Source organism: Streptomyces sp. NPDC025806 (assembly GCF_055558275.1).
In genome coordinates this window covers 46,418-64,418 of record NZ_JBVHMU010000025.1, presented here as the reverse complement: position 1 = coordinate 64,418, position 18,001 = coordinate 46,418, and the positions used below count along the sequence as shown (strand labels likewise).

Here is an 18,001-nt window from a genome sequence, read left to right as displayed (position 1 = left end):
CGCGGGTCAGGCGGCCCGCCCGTCGCCGCGGACGTCGGCCAGGGCGGCCCCGAAGCGTTCCAGGAACGTGCCCACCTCACGGTCCGACACGATCAGCGGCGGGGCGAGCCGGACGACGTCCGGCGCCACCGCGTTCACCAGGAGGCCTCGGCCCTCGGCCGCCCGCTGCACCTCGGCCGCCCGCGGCGTGCGCAGCACCACGCCCAACAGCAGCCCGGCGCCCCGTACTTCGCGCACCAGCGGATGGTCCGCGCGCTCCAGACCGCGCCGCAGCAACTGCCCCGCCCGGATCACGTGGGAGAGCAGACCCTCCTGCTCGATGGTGTCGAGCACGGCGAGGGCGGCGGCGCACACCACCGGGTTCCCGCTGAACGTGGAGCCGTGCGTGCCCGGCGTGAGCAGGTGCGCCGCGGGGCCGAAGGCGAGCGTGGCGCCGATCGGCAGACCGCCGCCCAGCCCCTTGGCGAGCGTGACCACATCCGCCTCGACGCCTTCGCCCTGGGCCGCGAACCAGTGGCCGGTGCGCCCGATCCCGGTCTGGATCTCGTCCAGGACGAGCAGGGTGCCGGTCGCGGCCGTGATCTCCCGAGCCGCCCGCAGATAGCCGGGCGGCGGTACGACCACACCGTTCTCGCCCTGCAGCGGCTCCAGCATCACCAGCGCCGTGTCCGGCGTGACGGCCGTCCGCAGGGCCTCGGCATCGCCGTACGGCACGTGCTGGACCCCGGCCGGCAGCGGCTGGAACGGGGCCTGCTTGGCGGGCTGGCCGGTGAGGGCCAGGGCTCCCATGGTGCGGCCGTGGAAGCCGCCGGTGGCCGCGACCATGTGGGGCCGGCCGGTGAGCCTGCCGATCTTGAAGGCCGCCTCGTTGGCCTCGGCGCCGGAGTTGGAGAAGTAGACGCGGCCCGGGCGTCCGGTCAGGTGCAGCAGACGCTCGGCGAGGCGCACGGTCGGCTCCGCGACGAACAGGTTCGAGACGTGGCCGAGTGCGGCGATCTGCTCGCTCACCGCCCGGACGACCGCGGGGTGGGCGTGGCCGAGCGCGTTGACCGCGATGCCGCCCAGGAAGTCGAGGTACTCGTGGCCGTCGGCGTCGCGGACCAGGGCGCCCCGGCCCTCGACCAGGGGGATCCGCGGGGTGCCGAAGTTGTCCATCATGACGTCCTGCCAGCGGCTGATCAGCGTGGCGTTGCCGGTGGCCGCGGGAGCGGGGGAGACGGTCATGAGGAGTACTCGCTGTTCTCGTGGACGTACTGGGCGGTGAGGTCGTTGGTCCAGATGACGGCCGACGCGTCGCCGGCGGCGAGGTCCACGGTGATCGAGACCTCGCGGCCGGTCATGTCGACCAGGGTGCGGTCCTCGCCCACCGCTCCGCGGCGGCAGACCTGGACACCGTTGATGGCGACGTCGAGCCGGTCCGGTTCGAAGGCGGCGGACGTCGTGCCGATGGCGGACAGGACGCGGCCCCAGTTGGGGTCCTCGCCGTGGAGCGCGCACTTGAGGAGGTTGTTGCGGGCGACGGAACGGCCGACCTCGACGGCGTCGGTCTCGCTCGCAGCGCCGACGACCTCGATACGGATCTCCTTGCTCGCGCCTTCCGCGTCCTGGATCAGCTGCCGGGCCAGATCGGCGCACACCTCGCGGACCGCTTCCGCGAACTCGGCCTGCTCGGGGGCGACTTCGGCGGCTCCGGAGGCGAGGAGCAGCACCGTGTCGTTGGTCGACATGCAGCCGTCGGAGTCGACCCGGTCGAAGGTGACCCGGGTGGCCTCCCGCAGCGCCCCGTCCAGGCCCGCCCCGTCCACGACGGCGTCCGTCGTGAGCACGACGAGCATGGTGGCGAGGCCGGGGGCCAGCATGCCGGCCCCCTTCGCCATGCCGCCGACGGTCCAGGCGCCCCGGGTGACGGCGGCCGTCTTGTGCACCGTGTCGGTGGTCATGACGGCGCGGGCGGCGTCCTCGCCACCGGTCGCCGACAGCGCGGCGGCGGCCGTGTCGATGCCGGTCAGCACCCGCTCCATGGGCAGCGGCACCCCGATGAGGCCGGTGGAGCAGACCGCCACGTCCCCCGCGGCCGCGCCCAGCACGGCGCCGGCCCGCTCGGCGGTGTCACGGGTGTCCTGCCATCCCAGCGGGCCCGTACAGGCGTTGGCGCCGCCCGAGTTGAGCACGACCGCGCGGAGCTCCCCGTCCGTGAGGACCTTCCGGGACCACTGGACGGGGGCCGCCTGGACGCGGTTGGAGGTGAAGACGCCGGCCGCGGTGTGCCGCGGGCCGTCGTTGACGACGAGAGCCAGGTCCCGCGCGCCGTTCTCCTTGATTCCGGCGGCGATGCCCGAAGCCCTGAAGCCTCGTGCCGAGGTGACGCTCACGGTGCGACTCCGATCGTGGACAGTCCGAGGGTCTCCGGCAGGCCGAGGGCGACGTTCATGCTCTGGACGGCGCCGCCCGCCGTTCCCTTGGTGAGGTTGTCGATGGCGCTGATCGCGATGATCCGTCCGACCGCCGGGTCCAGGGCCACCTGGACCTGCGCGGCGTTGGCTCCGTGCACGGCGGCCGTCGCGGGCCAGCGGCCCTCGGGCAGCAGGTGGACGAACGGCTCGTCGGCCAGCGCCTTCTCGTAGGCGGCCCGCAGTTCGTCCGGCCCGACCCCCGGGCGTGCGGCGGCGGAGCAGGTGGCGAGGATGCCGCGGGGCATGGGCGCCAGGGTCGGGGTGAAGGAGACGGCGACCGGACCGCCCGCGACGGCCGACAGGTGCTGCGCCATCTCCGGGGTGTGCCGGTGGCCGCCCCCGACGCCGTAGGGCCGTACGGAGCCCATGACCTCGCTGGCGAGCAGGTCCGCCCGGGGCGCCTTGCCCGCGCCGGACGTGCCGGACGCGGCGACGATCACCGCCTCGGGTCCGGCCAGACCGGCCGCGTACGCGGGGAAGAGGGCGAGCAGGACGGCGGTGGGAAAACAGCCCGGCACCGCGATGCGCCGCGAACCCGCCAACGCGGCCCGGGCGCCGGGCAGTTCGGGCAGCCCGTAGGGCCAGGTGCCCGCGTGCGGAGAGCCGTAGAACGCCTGCCAGGCGGCCGGGTCCGCGAGCCGGAAGTCGGCGCCGCAGTCGATGACGAGCGTCTCCTCGCCCAGCTCCCGGGCGACGGCCGCGGACCGGCCGTGCGGCAGGGCGAGGAAGACGACGTCGTGTCCTTCGAGCGCCTCGGTACTGGTCGGCAGCACCTCGCGGTCGGCGAGCGGAGCCAGATGCGGCTGCAGCTCGCCCAGGCGCTGCCCCGCGCTGGAGTGCCCGGTCAGGGCGCCGATCTCCACTTCGGGATGGGTCAGGAGCAGACGCAGAAGCTCGCCTCCCGCGTATCCGCTCGCTCCCGCCACAGCTGCGCGCACGGTCATGGAACCTCCCCGTTGACAGAACATGTGTTGTAGCGCGGCCGGGTGGCGGTCAACAGTCATGTCCGTCTCGCGCGTGCGGGGTCACACGTGTGCGCGGCGACGCCGTGCGGGCGGGGCCTCCTCAGCGGGTGCGGGCGGCCGGTGTGCAGTACTCGGCGTTCAGGATCGGCAGCAGCGTCTCGCCCGCCCAGTTGGCGTTGTAGTTGAACGTGAGCTGGTGGCGGCCGTCCTCGGTCATGGCGGACACCGAGAGCCAGCCCACCGATCCGCCGTCGTGGTACCAGATGTCCGCGCCGCAGCTCAGCGAGAGCCGCTCGATGCCGAGACCGTACGACGAAGCGGGGAAGTCAGGGTTGACGACGACCGTCTTCATCTCCCTCATCTGCTGGGCGGGCAGCAGCTTTCCGCTCATGAGCGCCGCGTAGAAGCGGTTCAGGTCGGCGGCGGTGGAGATGATGTCGCCGTTGCCCCAGGCCTGGGACCCGTTCATCTCCGTGACGTCCTCGACCCGGTCCGGCTGGGCGGCGAAGAGCTTGGAGTAGGCGCGGCTGCTCGGCCGGGGCAGCGTCGTCGCGGTGCCCGGGTTGGACGTGGCCCTGAGGCCCAGGGGCTCGATGATGCGCCGGCGCACCTCGTCCTCGTACGTCCGGCCGTCGACCTTCTCGACGACCATCGCGGCCAGAAGGTCATTGGTGTTGGAGAACCAGTGCCGCGCCCCCGGCGCGAACGCCGGCGGGTGGGAGAGCGCCACCTGCACGCGCTGTTCGTGCGGCATCGTCTCGTACCGGTGCTCCAGGTACCCGCCGCCCAGGACGTACGTGTCGACGAACGTGGCGTCGGCCAGGTAGTCGGACAGGCCGCTGGTGTGGTTGAGCAGCATCCGCACGGTGATGGCGCTGCCGTCGTTGCCGTTGCCCGTCACCAGGCCCGGCAGGAAGCGGTCCACGCTGTCGTCGAGGCTGAGCTTCTTCTCCGCCTCCATCTGGAGGAGCACCGTCGCCACGAAGGAGCTCGTGATGCCGCCGATGCGGAAGCGGTCGTTCTGGGCGCGCGCCGTCCCGGTCTCCAGATCGCCCACGCCGGTCGCCGACTTCCATGTCCCGTTGGCGTCCCGCGCCTCGGCGGTGACGCCGGGGATCCCGGCCGCGACGGCGGCCTCGATCGCGCGCTGGGTCGCCAGGTGGCCGGATCCGGTGGTGGTCGCGTGGGCCGGACCGGCCAGCGCGGTGGCCGTGAGTGCGGCTGCTGCCAGGGCGACCAGTCCCGCTCCCGGTCTGATTCCGATCGTCATTCCCCGCTCCTGAGTCTCGTCCGTATTGGCTGATGTCCGGCTTGCGCGGCACATCGGCGGCAGAGTAGGTCAGCTGTGCGAGGCCGGGACAGTGTGTGCGAATACTCCGGGATCGGTGCTGAACACGGGGGCAGGGCCGGCCTGCGGGGTGGCCGGAAGGGTTCGCGAGCCTGTGGTCAGCGGGTGCGCGGCGAGGGCGTGGCATCGAGCGCGAGGGAGGCGTCCCGCTCGATCTGCCGCAACAGCGGCGCAGGGTCGTCCAGGAAGGCGAAGTGGCCGCCGGCCAGGACCCGTAGGCCCAGGAAGCGATCGGTGTGCTCGGCCCATCCCGCCATCAGCTCCGGAGAGGCGGCCGCGTCGTCCCGGCCCGCGAAGGCGGTCAGGGCCACCGGCACAGGGCGGGGCACCGGGCCCGGGCGCCAGGTCTCCACCAGGCGCAGATCGGCCCGGATCACCGGGGCGAACACGGCCCACAGATCGGGGTCGTCGAAGATGCCGTCGGGGGAGCCGCCGAGTTCGCTCAGCCGGGCCCGCAGCTCGGCGTCGGGCAGGGCGTGGTAGAGGCTCCTGGACACCGTCCGATGGGGTGCCGGGTGGCCCGAGACGCCGACCCAGACGGGAAGCGGCAGGCCACGCGCGTGCGCCCGCAGGGTCATCTCGTAGGCCACGAGCGCCCCCATGCTGTGCCCGAACAGGGCGTAGGGCACGGCCGATTCCGGTTCGACGGCTCGCAGCAGGAAGTCCGCGAGGCGGGCCGCGTCCGAGATCAGGGGCAGATCGAGCAGGAGCCCGTGGCCCGGCGCGTCCAGCGGACGTACGTCCCAGGCGTCCGGCAGCCGCGCCGGCCAATGGCGGAACGGGAGGTAGGAGCCGCCCGCGTGATGCAGGACGAACAGGCGCAGGGAAGGCCGTGAGCCGTCCATCGCTCCCCCTCGGGTCCGGCCGCGCGTCGTCGGACCATAGAACGCGCCCCGCCCGGCGCGGCGAGAGCACGAGAGGGACTCCGCCGTTCGTACGGCCGTTCTCCAGCGGTTCTGGACCGGCGGCCCGAGGGCGCGCGCCGGGGCGCACCACGGACCCCTCGGGCCCGGCGCAAAGTCGGCATCGTGGCACAGGACGCAGGCCCCGGTACAGGGATTCCCGGCCTGTCGGGGGCCCGTTCGGCGCGGGGGCGCGAGCGGCGCCCGTCGCCCTTGTAGCGCCGAGAACCGCGTCCTTAACGTGACGTCTCGACGCCGGGCTCGCTCCGGCGCCGGGTGTCCCGTCGACCGGACAGCCGAGTGTCCTGTCGGCCGGACAAGACCGGTCCGTGCACGAGCCCCTGCCGGTGCCTGTGTGCCGGCCGGGCGATCCGACAACCCCGAGCAATTCCATGACGGTTAAGGACGGTGCCAGTTGAGCGCGAACCCCTTCGATGACGAGGACGGCCGCTTCTACGTGGTGGTCAACGACGAGGAGCAGCACTCGCTGTGGCCGGCGTTCTCCGAGGTGCCCACCGGATGGCGGGTCGTCTTCGGCGCCGCTGCCAGGGCCGAGTGCCTGGAGTACGTCGAGCAGAACTGGAACGACCTGCGCCCCAAGAGCCTGCGCGAGGCGATGGCGGCGGACTGACACCGCCGCAGGTCCGGCCGGCCCACACCGGGAAAGACGCACTGAGTTGGGAGATGAGGATGGCGACGGGGGCTGTGAGAAGCGCGAGCGGTCGCATGGCGAGACCGGCGGGTGCCCGGCGTGAGTCCGCACAGCGCGATGTGATCCTGCCCTTCGTGGGGTCGCAGGCCAAGATCCAGAAGTCGGGGATGGTCTTCCCGCAGAACCTGCCCGAGCGTTCCTGGGAGCAGATCGGCACAAACCTCCGCGACCTGGTGAACTCCTCCGCGTGGTGGCTCGCCGACTGGCTGATCTACGGCGAGGCCACCTACGGATGGCGCCGGTACAAGGAGGCCATCGAGCGCACCGGCCTCGACTACCAGACCCTGCGCAACTACGCCTGGGTCGCCCGGCGGTTCGAGCACCACCGCAGGCGCGACAGCCTCAGCTTCGCGCATCACGCCGAGGTGACCCGACTCGCGCCCCCCGAGCAGGACTACTGGCTGCGCAAGGCGGAGCAGCAGAAGTGGTCCCGCAACGAACTGCGCCGGGCGGTCCGGGCCGGCCTGGCCGTGCAGAACGACTCCACCGAGGTCCCGGCCGACGGCGCCGACCGCGAGCGGGACGTGTCCCGGCTCGGCAAGCCGGGCCCCGCCGAGCGCGGCCGGCAGGAGGTCGCCACGCTCACCATCGAGCTGCCGGCCGGACAACTGGAGGGCTACGCGAAGGCGGCCGCGGCGCAGGGCCTGCCCGTCGCCACCTGGGTGGCGCGGCTCCTCGAGAGCGCGGACCGCGGCGCGGCGCAGGAACGTCTCGCCGAGAAGCGCACCGCCTAGGGCCTTGCGTTTGGAGCACCCCGCCTGGCAGCAGGCGACCCGGACCCTACTCATATCGGAGCCCATTGATGATCCTTCAGGGAAAGCGGGTCGCCCTGCCCCCGGCCCCCGTCGTGCACAAGCGGTTCGAGGAGAACGTGGCGGCCCGCCCCGACGCGGTCGCCGTCGTCCGGGCCGGACAGCAGGTGACGTACGCCGAACTGGACGCGCGAGCCAACCGGTTCGCGCAGTTCCTCGCCGCGCGCGGGCACGGCCGGGGCGCCAAGGTCGGGGTCTGCCTCGACTACTCGGCCGACCTGCTCGTCGCCATCCTCGGCACGCTGAAGGCGGGCGCCGCCTACGTGCCCTTCGACCCGGCCTACCCGGCGGCGCGGCTCGAACTGCTGCTGGGCCAGGTACCGGATCTGGCCCTGATCGTGGCCTCCCCGGCGACGGCCGACATGGTCGCCTCGGCGCCCGTCGACGTCGTCGACCTGAAGCACCTGAGCGAGGACCTGGCCGCGCTCCCGGCCACCGCGCCCGACGTCCACGTCACCGGGGACGACCTCTGCTACGCGGTGTTCACCTCGGGCTCGACCGGCACACCGAAGCTGACCGCGGTGCGCCACGAGGGCTGGTTCAACCTCATGAACTGGCTGCAGCTGGAGTACGGCCTGGACCACCGGTCCCACAACCTCGTGGTCAGCGCCTTCGGCTTCGACCTCTCGCAGCGCGCCCTGATGACCCCGCTGTTCTGCGGCGCCACCCAGTACCTGCTGGCGAGCCGCAACTTCGACGCCATGATGGCCTACCGCCTGCTGAACCAGCACGAGATACGGGTGGTGCACTGCGCCTCCAGCACCCTGTACGTGCTCGTGGACTGGGAGACCGCACGGGGCGGCGACGCGCTGACCCGCCTCGACTACGTGCTGTTCGGCGGTGAGGCGCTCAAGGCCGAGCGGCTCACCGACTGGGCGCGGCGCGAGGGCAACACGTGCACCCTGCTGCACCAGTACGGCGTCGCCGAGTGCACGGACGTCGCGACCTCCTACGACCTGGCCGGCTACCGGCCCGGCGTCCACGACATCGCACCGGTCGGCCTCCCCGCGTACAACACCGACATCCACCTCCTCGACGAGGACCTGCGCGGGGTCGCGCCGGGCGAGGAGGGCGAGATCTGCATCGCCGGCGCGGGCGTCGGCGCGGGCTACCTGGGGGCCGCGGGCCCCGAGAACCGGAAGTTCACGACGATCGAGGTCGACGGCGAGCCCGTGCGGGTCTACCGCACCGGCGACCGCGGCCGGCTGACCGAGGCCGGCGAACTCGTCGTCGCCGGGCGCATGGACTCCCAGGTGAAGGTGCGCGGCATGCGCATCGACCCCACCGACATCGAGCGCGCGCTCGGCCGCCTCGACGGGGTGCGCGAGGCCGCCGTCGTGGTCACGTACACCGACGCCGGCGAGGCGGAACTGACCGCCTTCCTGGTCCCCGCGGCCGACGACCTCACCGACGACGACGTGCGCACGGGCCTGCTGGAGACGCTGCCGCGGAACATGGTCCCGGCCAGGTTCCTGAACATTCCGAGCATTCCGCTGAGCCCGCACGGAAAAGTCGACCGCGCGGCACTCGCCGACGCATTCCGCAAGCAGGAGGAGTTGGAGCCGTGACCACCGCCGAACGTGTGCGCGCCATTTGGTGCCGGGAACTCAAGCGCGACGAGATCGCATTCGAAGACGATTTCTTCGCCCTGGGCGGCCAGTCGGTGATCATGGTGAGTATCCAGGGCGCCTTCCTGGAGGAACTCGACGTCGAGGTCCCGATGGACCAGATGTTCCTCAACCCGACCGTGGCCTCCATCTCCGCATACATCGACTCCCTCTAATCGATAAGAGAGGCGCGCCATGTACGACGTCATTGTGATAGGTGCCCGTTGTGCGGGTTCGCCGACGGCCATGCTCTTCGCACGGCAGGGATATCGAGTCCTGCTTCTGGAGAAGGCCCGATTCCCGCAGGACACCCTTTCCTCGCACTACATCCATATGCAGGGAATGTCTCTGCTCAACCGCTGGGGGCTGCTCGACAGGCTCCGCGACGCGGGCTGCCGGCCGATCACCCGGCAGAGCTACGAGGGCCCCGGGGTCCGGATCGAGGGCTTCTCCCAGCCGATCGACGACCTGCGGTACACGTACGCGCCGAGGCGGTACGTCCTCGATCCGATCCTCGCCGAGGGCGCCGCCGCGGCCGGGGTCGACTTCCGCGAGGGCTGCGCGGTCAAGGACCTGATCCGGGAGGACGACCGGGTCGTCGGCGTGCGGTACTCGACGCCCGGTGGCACCGAGACGACGGAGCGGGCCCGGCTGGTCGTCGGAGCGGACGGGATGCGCTCGCTGGTGGCGCGCAAGATGGGCGCGCAGAACGTCATCGAGCACCCGCGGATCACCTGCACCTACTACAGCTACTGGTCCGGGGTCCCCTCGAACTTCGAGCTGTACGAGCGGCCGGGGCGCTGGATCGGGGTCATTCCCACCAACGACGACCTCACGCTGCTGATGACCTACTTCCCGCAGGACGAGTACCAGGACGTCCGCAAGGGGGTGGAGCCGTTCTATCTCGACACCTTCCGCACGACGGCACCCGAGCTGTTCGAGCGGATGTCCTCGGGCAAGCGCGAGGAGCAGCTCTACGGCACGGGACATCAGGAGAACTTCTTCCGGAAGGCCTACGGGCCGGGCTGGGTGCTCGTCGGCGACGCGGTGAACCACAAGGACTCGATCACCGCCCGCGGTATCACCGAGGCGTTCGCCCAGGCGCAGTCCCTCACCGACCACATCGGGGACGGGCTGCACGACGACGCCGCGCTCGGGACGGCGCTGCGGCGCTACGAGGAGGACCTGAGCGGCGAGGCGCTCAGCCACTACCAAGGCGCCCTCAACGTGGCCGAGCTCAAGCCTCAAGGCCGGGTCGACATGCTGCAGAAACTGGTCGGCCACCAGGAGCACATCGACCGGTACTTCTCGACGCTGTCGGGTGCCTGCTCCCTCGACGACTTCTACAACGAAGAACTGCTGACCCTGCTCGACCAGGACTGAGTGACGACTCGCTCCCTGGTTCCGCCGATTTGGAGACACAATGATCCCGTTGTCGTTCGCGCAGCGTCGGCTGTGGTTCGTGGACCGGTTCGAAGGCCCGTCGCCGACCTACAACGGCGCGTTCGCCCTGCGGCTGACCGGTGAGCTGAACGTGAGCGCCCTGCAGACGGCGCTGTGTGATGTCGTCGACCGCCACGAGGTCCTGCGCACGGTGATCGTCGAGGGCGACGACGGTGTCCCGCACCAGCAGGTGGTGCCGGGCGAGCAGCGGCCGTTCGCCCTGACGGTCGTCGAGGCCGCGGGGGAGGAGCAGCGGGCGGCGGCCGTCGACGCCGCCGCCACCGCGACCTTCGACCTGGCCGCCGACATCCCGATCCGCGCCACCCTGGTGCGCTCCGCGCCGCACGAGCACACCCTCGTCGTCGTCGCCCACCACATCGCCGTCGACGGTGAGTCCTTCGGCCCGCTGTTCCGCGACCTCACCACGGCCTACGCGACGCGCTCGGCGGGCTCCGCCCCGGCCTGGGAACCGCTGCCGGTGCAGTACGCGGACTACACGCTGTGGCAACTGGACCTGCTGGGCGACGAGAACGACCCGGAGAGTGTCTCCGCGCGGCAACTCGCCTACTGGCGCGACGCCCTGGCCGACCTGCCGCAGCCGCTGGCCCTGCCGACGGACCGCCCGCGCCCCCGCGTGATGAGCCCCGACGGCGACCGGGTGCCGTTCGAGATCGGCTCCGAACTGCTCGACGCGGTGGAGAAGCTCGCCACCGAGCAGGACACGACGGTGTCGATGGTCATGCACTCCGCCCTCGCGGTGCTGCTGCACCACCTCGGCTGCGGCGACGACGTGTCCATCGGCGCGCCCATCACCGACCGCACCGACGAGGATCTGCGCGACCTCGTCGGCTTCTTCGTCAACACCTGGGTGCTGCGCGTCGACCTCTCCGGCAACCCCACCTTCCGCGACCTGCTGGCCCGCGTGCGGGACCGCTCGCTCGCGGCCTACGACAACCAGGACATGCCCTTCGAGCGGCTGGTCGAGCTGCTCAACCCCGACCGCTCCACCGCCTACAACCCGTTCTTCCAGGTCATGCTCTCCTGGCAGCCGCCCGTGCCGCCGCTCGAACTGCCCGGCCTGGACACCCGGGTCGAGCGCCTGGAGACGCAGACGGCCAAGTTCGACCTCTTCTTCGACCTGCTCCCGGACAGCTCGGGCGGGGCCCGCTGCCGGCTCGAGTACAGCACCGGCCTGTTCGACCGCGGCACGGCGGAGAGCCTCGCGGACCGGTTCGTGCGGGTGCTGGGCCGTCTCGTCGCCGACGCCGAGCGCACGATCGGCACCGTCGACGTCCTCGGCACGGCCGAGCGCGCGCGCCTGCTCACCGAGTTCAACGCCGACGACGACACCACCACCGCCGCCACCGGCGACCTGACCGTCCCCGAGCTGTTCGCGGCGCAGGTCGCGCGGACGCCGGACGCTCCCGCGCTCGTGTGCGCCGACCGCACCCTGACGTACCGGGAGCTGGACGAGCGGGCCGAATCCGTCGCGCGCGAGCTCGTGCGGCGCGGGGCCGGCCCGGAGGACCTGGTGGTCCTCGCGCTGCCCCGCACCGAGGACCTGGTCGCCGGCCTGCTCGGCATCCTCAAGTCCGGTGCCGCGTACGTGCCGCTGGACCCGCAGTACCTGAGCGGCCGGGCCGAGCACGTGCTCTCCGAGGCGGCCCCGCGCTTCGCGGTCACCGACAGTGCGACCTGGCAGGACATGCCCCCGAACGACGTCACGGCCGTCCTCCTGGACCAGCGCGCCCAGTGGGAGCCCGCCGGCGCGGACGACACCGCGCGCCGCGCCGCCCCGGCCCCGGACAACCTCGCCTACGTGATGTACACCTCCGGCTCCACCGGCAAGCCGAAGGGCGCGGCGATCACCCACCGCGGCGTCGTCAACGGCGTGCGCGAGCTGGTGCGCGTCCTCGACGCGCCGGCCGGCTGGAAGATGCTCGCCGGCACCTCCGTGAACTTCGACGTCTCCGTCTTCGAGCTGCTGACCACGCTCTCCACCGGCGGCACGGCCGAACTGGTGGCGAACGCGCTCGAGCTCGCCGACCGGGACAGCTGGGACGGCCACGTCATCAGCGGCGTCCCCTCGGTGCTCGGCGAACTCGCCGGCAGCCTCGACCGGTTCACGGACGTGCGCACCGTCGTGTTCGCGGGCGACGTCCTGCCGGGCCGGCTGGTGCGCCAGGTGCGCGAAGCGCTGCCCGACGTACAGATCGTCAACTCCTACGGGCAGAGCGAGAGCTTCTACGCCACGACCTTCTCCCTCGCCGCCTCCGACGCGTGGGCGGACGGAGACGTCGCGCCCATCGGCACCCCGCTGGGCAACATGCGGGCCTACGTCCTCGGCCCCGGGCTCGCCCCGGTGCCGCAGGGCGTGATCGGCGAGCTGTACGTCGTCGGCACCTGCCTGGGCCGCGGCTACCACGGCCGCCCCGGCCTGACCGCCGAGCGCTTCGTGGCGAACCCGTTCGGCCGGCCCGGCGAGCGGATGTACCGCACCGGCGACCTGGCCCGCTGGACCGCGGACGGACACCTCGAGTGCGTCGGCCGCGGTGACGGCCAGGTCAAGGTGCGCGGCTTCCGCATCGAGACCGCCGAGGTCGAGGCCGCGATCACCGCGCACCCCGGCATCAGCGAGGCCGTCGTGATCAGCCGGGAGGTGGCCGCCGGAGGGAAGCGGCTCGTCGCCTACGTCGTGCACACCGGCGAGGGCGCCGTCGGCGACGACGGCGCCGGCGGCATCGGCGACGTCGACGTGCAGGCCGGCGCCTCCGCCGCGGAACTGCGCAAGTTCGTCGCGGCCCGGCTGCCCGACTACATGGTGCCCTCCGCCTTCGTCGCCCTCGGCCGGCTGCCGCTCGGCCCCACCGGGAAGCTCGACCGCTCGGCCCTGCCCGAACCCGAGTTCACCGGCGAGGCCTACCGGGAGCCCCGCACCGAGGCCGAGATCATCATCACCGCCGCGTACGCGGACGTCCTCGGCGTGGACCGCGTCGGCGTCGACGACGACTTCTTCGCCGTCGGCGGCGACAGCCTGCGCTCGATCCAGGTGGTGGCCCGCGCCCGCGCCCGCGGACTGGAGGTCTCCACGCGGGAGATCTTCGAATGCCGCACCGCGGCCCGCCTCGCCGAGGCCGCCTCCGCCCGCCGCGAGCAGGTGCCCGTCCTGGCCGAGCTGGAGGGCGGCGGAGTCGGCCCGATGCCGCTGCAGCCCGTCGCCCGGCACATCTTCGAACAGGGCGGCGGCACGAACCGCTTCGCCATGTCGATGGTCCTCGAACTGCCCGCGGGGATCGACGCGAACGGCCTCGCCACGACACTGGACGCCGTGCTCGACCGGCACGACCTCCTGCGCGCCGAGCTGGTGCGCGGCGACGAGGACTCCCTCCGCGTTCGCCCGCGAGGCACCGTGTCGGCGACCGGCCTGATCCACCGCGTCGAGTGCGACGGCCCCTGGGACGCCGACGCCTCGCTGGAGGCCGCGAAGGCCGAACTGTACGACGCGGTCGGGCGACTGGACCCGGAAGCCGGAAAGATGGCGGCCTTCGTCTGGTTCGCCGCGCCCGACGGCACGGGACGGCTGCTCGTCGTCCTGCACCACCTGGTGGTGGACGGCGTCTCCTGGCGCATCCTCATGTCGGACCTCGCCGAGGCCTGGCAGCAGGTCCGGACCGGCCGGACGCCCGAGCTGCCCGCGGTCGGCACCTCGGCGCGCCGCTGGGCGGCGGCCCTGGAGTCCGAGGCGCTCTCGACGGAGCGGGAGGCGGAACTGCCGTACTGGCGCGACCTGCTGGAGGCGCCCAACCCGCCGATCGGCGCCCGCGCCTTCGACCCCGCCGTGGACGTGTGGTCCACCGTCGACACCGTACGGGTGCAACTGCCGCCCGAGGTGACCGACGCCGTCCTCACCAAGCTGCCCGCCGCGTTCAAGGGCACCGGCACCGACGTCCTGCTCGCGGCGCTCGCCCTCGCGGTGAACCGCTGGCGCGGCACGGACCGTTCCAGCCTGGTCCGCCTCGAAGGACACGGACGCGAGGAAGAAGCGGTCCCCGGCGCCGACCTGTCCCGCACCGTCGGCTGGTTCACGACCATGTACCCGGCGCGCGTCGACGTGAACGGCGTGGACATCGCCGACGTCCTGGCGGGAGGCCCTTCGGCCGGTACGGCCGTCAAGCGGGTCAAGGAGCAGCTGCGCGGCGTCCCGGACAAGGGCCTCGGCTACGGCCTGCTGCGCCACCTGAACCCGGAGACCGCCGAACAGCTCTGTGACCTCGCCGTACCGCAGATCGGCTTCAACTACCTCGGCCGGATATCCGACGCCGACGTCCCCGAGCACCTGCGCACCGACGGCTGGGGCCCCGCGTCCTGGTCCGCCGAGCTGATCGCCGAGCCCGACCCGGACCTGCCGGCGCTCTCCGCCCTGGAGGTCAACTCGGTCGCCACCGAGACCCCGGACGGCATCCAGCTGCAGGCCGCCTTCATGTTCCCGACCGGCGTGCTGAGCCGCGAGCGGACCGCCGAACTCGCCGACCTGTGGGTCGAGGTGCTGCGCGGCATGGCCGCGTACGCCGCCCGCCCGGCGATCGGCGGGCTCACCCCCTCCGACGCCCCGCTGGTGTCGGTCACCCAGGACGACATCGAGTCCTGGGAGGAGCGCTACGGCCCGCTGGCCGAGGTGTGGCCGCAGGCACCGGGCCAGTCCGGCATCCAGTTCCAGGCCGCACTCGCCGACGGCGCCTTCGACGTCTACCACATGCAGTTCGTCCTGCATCTGTCCGGACACGTGGACCCGGAGCGCATGCGGGCGGCCGGACAGGCGCTCCTGGAGCGTTACCCGAACCTGCGCTCCGCGTTCGTCTCCACCGCCGACGGCGACCCCGTGCAGGTCGTCGCCGAACACGTCGACATCCCGTGGCGGCACATCGACCTGACCGGCCGCAGCGGCGCCGAGCAGGACACCGCGCTCGACCAGGCCCTCGCCGACGACCGCGCGGACCAGCTCGACCCGAACCGCCCGCCGCTGCTGCGCCTGGCCCTGCTCACCTGCGGGCCGCAGCAGGCCAAGCTCATCATCACGGCGCACCACACCCTGTTCGACGGCTGGTCCTCGCCACTGGTCATCACGGACCTGATCAACCTGTACGGCGGAAGCCGCGACCTCGGCCCGGTCCGCTCCTACGGCGACTACCTGGCCTGGCTGTCCCGGCAGGACCGGGACGCGTCGGCCGCCCGCTGGCAGGCCGAACTGGAAGGGATCGACCAGCCGACGCTCGTCGCCGACGGCCAGAGCGCCGACGGCGAGGCGACCGCGCTGGGCCGCGTCGAGGTACCGCTCTCGATCGACAAGGGGCGGGAACTCGCGCGGCGCGCGGCGGAGCTGGGCGTCACCCTCAACACGCTGCTCCAGGGTGCGTGGGCCGTCGTGCTCGCCAAGCTGACCGGCCGGCAGGACGTCGTCTTCGGAGCCGCCGTCAACGGCCGGCCCGCGGACCTCACCGGCTCGGACGAGATGGTCGGCCTGTTCATCAACACCCTGCCCACCCGGGTGCTGTGCCGGCCGGACCAGACCATGGGCGAGGTCATCACCGAGCTGCAGAACCGGCAGATCAGCCTCTTCGACCACCACTACTACGGCCTCGCCGACATCCAGCGCGGCGTCGGACTGCCCTCCCTGTTCGACTCGATCGTGGTGTTCGAGAACTACCCGATCGACCGCGAGGGCATCGTCGACGCGAACGCCTCCGCCGGTCTCACGATCGACAGCATCCGGCCCTTCGCCGGCTCCCACTACCCCCTCACCCTCAACTCCTCGGACCCCTACCTCCGCCTCTCCCTCGACTACCAGCGGAACATCTACGACCGGGACGCCGCCGAGACCGTCGCCGCCCGGCTGGTCCGCGTCCTCGACCAGGTGCTCGCCGACCCGGCGACCCCGGTCGGCGCCATCGACGTCCTGTCGGCCGACGAGCGCGACCTGCTCGTCAGCCGCGTCAACGACACGGCGCGCGATGTCGTGGCGGGGACGTTGCCGGGTGCTTTTGAGGCGCAGGTGGAGCGGACTCCGGAGCGGGTGGCTCTGGTGGGTGAGTCGGAGTCGCTGACCTATGGGGAGTTCAACCGGCGTGCGAATCGGTTGGCGCACTGGTTGGTGGAGCAGGGGGCGGGTCCGGAGGATCTGGTCGCGGTGAAGATTCCGCGGTCGGTGGATCTGCTGGTGGCGATCTATGCGGTGGTGAAGTCGGGTGCCGCGTATGTGCCGGTGGATCCGGAGCTGCCGGAGGACCGGGTGCGGCATGTGCTGGACAGTGCGCGGCCGTTGCTGGTGCTGGACGAGGAGTTGCCGGATGTGTCCGGGTATCCGGAGTCGAATCCGGAGCGGTCGTTGTCGCCGGATCATGCGGCGTATGTGATCTTCACGTCGGGTTCGACGGGTGGTCCGAAGGGTGTGCAGGTGGCGCACCGGTCGATCATGAACCGGTTGGCGTGGGGTCTGTCGCACTTCGATGTGACGGCCGAGGACCGGGTGCTGTTGAGCACGACGGCGAGTTTCGATGTGTCGGTGCCGGAGTTGTTCGCGCCGTTGCAGGTGGGTGCGTCGATCGTGATCGCGCGTCCCGACGGCCGCCGCGACCCGGCGTATCTCGCGGACCTGATCCGCCGTGAGGGCGTCACCGGCGCCGACTTCGTCCCCTCCCTCCTCGAAGCCTTCCTGGCCGAACCCGAGGCCAAGGAGTGCACCAGCCTGCGCTGGATCGAGGTCGCCGGCGAGGCCTTCCCGCCGGCCCTCGCGGACCGGGCCGTCGACGTGCTCCCCGGCTGCGGCGTGCACAACCTCTACGGCCCCACCGAGGCGTCGGTCGAGGTCACCGCCTGGCAGCACGTGCCCGGCTCCGCCCGGGTGCCGATCGGCGCACCGGTGTGGAACACGCAGGTGTACGTGCTCGACGCGGCCCTGCGCCCCGTCGCCCCCGGCGTCGCCGGCGAGCTGTACCTGGCCGGCACCGGCCTCGCCCGCGGCTACCTCGGCCGGACCGACCTGACCGCGACCCGCTTCGTCGCCTGCCCCTACGGGGAGCCCGGTACCCGGATGTACCGCACCGGCGACCTCGTGCGCTGGAGCCACGACGGGCAGGTCGAGTACATCGGCCGGACCGACTTCCAGGTCAAGGTCCGCGGCTTCCGCATCGAACTCGGCGAGATCGAGCAGGTGCTCGGCTCCCACCCGGACGTGCAGAGCACGGTCGTGGTGGTGCGCGAGGACCGCGCCGACGACCAGCGCCTGGTCGCCTACGTCGTGCCCCGCGAGGGCACGGCCGCGCCGGACGCCGCTGTTCTCACCGAGCTGGCCCGCGAGCGCCTGCCCGAGTACATGGTCCCGTCGGCGATCGTGCCGCTCGACGAGCTGCCCACGACACCGAGCGGGAAGCTCGACCGCAAGGCGCTCCCCGCACCGGAGCAGACCGAGGTCGCGGCCGGACGAGGGCCGCGCACCCCCAACGAAGAAGTCCTCTGCCGGCTGTTCGCCGATCTGCTGGGTGTGGAGGAGGTCGGCATCGACGTCGACTTCTTCGACCACGGCGGGCACTCCCTGCTCGCCACCCGGCTGACCGGCCGCATCCGCAGTCAGCTGCACGTCGACGTGAAAGTCACCACGGTCTTCCGCAATCCGACCGTCGCCCAACTGGCGGAGCGGATCGAGGAACTGGCCACGTCCGACCGCCCCCGGCTGCGCCCCCAGCTGGGCCAGATGACCGTTTAG

The 18,001-nt window shown here is 72.2% G+C and carries 11 protein-coding genes; 6 read left to right on the top strand and 5 right to left on the bottom strand.

Annotation, left to right across the window (positions count from 1 at the left end):
- Positions 1-6: 6 nt before the first annotated feature.
- The 5 genes from ACZ4E1_RS36225 to ACZ4E1_RS36205 form a co-directional block, all read right to left on the bottom strand.
- Entirely contained in the window at positions 7-1,224 is a 1,218-nt protein-coding gene (locus ACZ4E1_RS36225) for an acetylornithine transaminase (RefSeq protein ID WP_467547583.1), read from the bottom strand.
- A complete protein-coding gene (argJ, locus tag ACZ4E1_RS36220; RefSeq protein ID WP_467547581.1) occupies positions 1,221-2,372 on the bottom strand; it encodes a bifunctional glutamate N-acetyltransferase/amino-acid acetyltransferase ArgJ in 1,152 nt (383 codons plus the stop codon). The genes ACZ4E1_RS36225 and argJ overlap by 4 nt, the downstream gene beginning before the upstream one ends.
- A complete protein-coding gene (gene argC / locus ACZ4E1_RS36215; protein WP_467547579.1) occupies positions 2,369-3,397 on the bottom strand; it encodes an N-acetyl-gamma-glutamyl-phosphate reductase in 1,029 nt (342 codons plus the stop codon). The genes argJ and argC overlap by 4 nt, the downstream gene beginning before the upstream one ends.
- Positions 3,398-3,518: 121 nt before the next feature.
- Positions 3,519-4,688 carry a serine hydrolase domain-containing protein gene (locus ACZ4E1_RS36210; protein WP_467547577.1) on the bottom strand — a complete coding sequence of 390 codons (1,170 nt, stop codon included), beginning with the start codon at positions 4,686-4,688 and terminating at the stop codon, positions 3,519-3,521.
- A 176-nt stretch (positions 4,689-4,864) separates the two neighbouring features.
- Positions 4,865-5,611 carry a thioesterase II family protein gene (locus ACZ4E1_RS36205; protein ID WP_467547575.1) on the bottom strand — a complete coding sequence of 249 codons (747 nt, stop codon included), beginning with the start codon at positions 5,609-5,611 and terminating at the stop codon, positions 4,865-4,867.
- Positions 5,612-6,083: 472 nt separating this feature from the next.
- On the opposite strand from ACZ4E1_RS36205, the gene ACZ4E1_RS36200 reads away from it, so the two are divergent.
- The 6 genes from ACZ4E1_RS36200 to ACZ4E1_RS36175 all read left to right on the top strand — a co-directional run bounded on the left by ACZ4E1_RS36200 (position 6,084) and on the right by ACZ4E1_RS36175 (position 18,001).
- Positions 6,084-6,299 carry an MbtH family protein gene (locus tag ACZ4E1_RS36200; protein WP_467547573.1) on the top strand — a complete coding sequence of 72 codons (216 nt, stop codon included), beginning with the start codon at positions 6,084-6,086 and terminating at the stop codon, positions 6,297-6,299.
- Positions 6,300-6,394: 95 nt separating this feature from the next.
- Positions 6,395-7,114 (top strand): LmbU family transcriptional regulator, encoded by a 720-nt coding sequence (locus tag ACZ4E1_RS36195; protein WP_467547571.1) that lies wholly within the window; start codon positions 6,395-6,397, stop codon positions 7,112-7,114.
- A 68-nt stretch (positions 7,115-7,182) separates the two neighbouring features.
- A complete protein-coding gene (locus tag ACZ4E1_RS36190; protein WP_467547569.1) occupies positions 7,183-8,760 on the top strand; it encodes an amino acid adenylation domain-containing protein in 1,578 nt (525 codons plus the stop codon).
- A complete protein-coding gene (locus tag ACZ4E1_RS36185) occupies positions 8,757-8,975 on the top strand; it encodes a phosphopantetheine-binding protein (protein ID WP_467547567.1) in 219 nt (72 codons plus the stop codon). Before ACZ4E1_RS36190 ends, ACZ4E1_RS36185 begins: the two co-directional genes overlap by 4 nt.
- A gap of 19 nt (positions 8,976-8,994) precedes the next feature.
- A complete protein-coding gene (locus tag ACZ4E1_RS36180; protein WP_467547565.1) occupies positions 8,995-10,182 on the top strand; it encodes an NAD(P)/FAD-dependent oxidoreductase in 1,188 nt (395 codons plus the stop codon).
- A 40-nt stretch (positions 10,183-10,222) separates the two neighbouring features.
- On the top strand, positions 10,223-18,001 hold the full coding sequence (locus ACZ4E1_RS36175; protein ID WP_467547563.1) for an amino acid adenylation domain-containing protein: 7,779 nt from the start codon (positions 10,223-10,225) through the stop codon (positions 17,999-18,001).

Excerpts from the sequence above, each read along its gene's own strand:
- ACZ4E1_RS36225 (WP_467547583.1), bottom strand. The coding sequence starts at position 1,224 with ATGACCGTCTCCCCCGCTCCCGCGGCCACCGGCAACGCCACGCTGATC.
- argC (WP_467547579.1), bottom strand. The coding sequence starts at position 3,397 with ATGACCGTGCGCGCAGCTGTGGCGGGAGCGAGCGGATACGCGGGAGGC.
- ACZ4E1_RS36210 (WP_467547577.1), bottom strand. The coding sequence starts at position 4,688 with ATGACGATCGGAATCAGACCGGGAGCGGGACTGGTCGCCCTGGCAGCA.
- ACZ4E1_RS36205 (WP_467547575.1), bottom strand. The coding sequence starts at position 5,611 with ATGGACGGCTCACGGCCTTCCCTGCGCCTGTTCGTCCTGCATCACGCG.
- ACZ4E1_RS36195 (WP_467547571.1), top strand. The coding sequence starts at position 6,395 with ATGGCGAGACCGGCGGGTGCCCGGCGTGAGTCCGCACAGCGCGATGTG.
- ACZ4E1_RS36190 (WP_467547569.1), top strand. The coding sequence starts at position 7,183 with ATGATCCTTCAGGGAAAGCGGGTCGCCCTGCCCCCGGCCCCCGTCGTG.
- ACZ4E1_RS36180 (WP_467547565.1), top strand. The coding sequence starts at position 8,995 with ATGTACGACGTCATTGTGATAGGTGCCCGTTGTGCGGGTTCGCCGACG.
- ACZ4E1_RS36175 (WP_467547563.1), top strand. The coding sequence starts at position 10,223 with ATGATCCCGTTGTCGTTCGCGCAGCGTCGGCTGTGGTTCGTGGACCGG.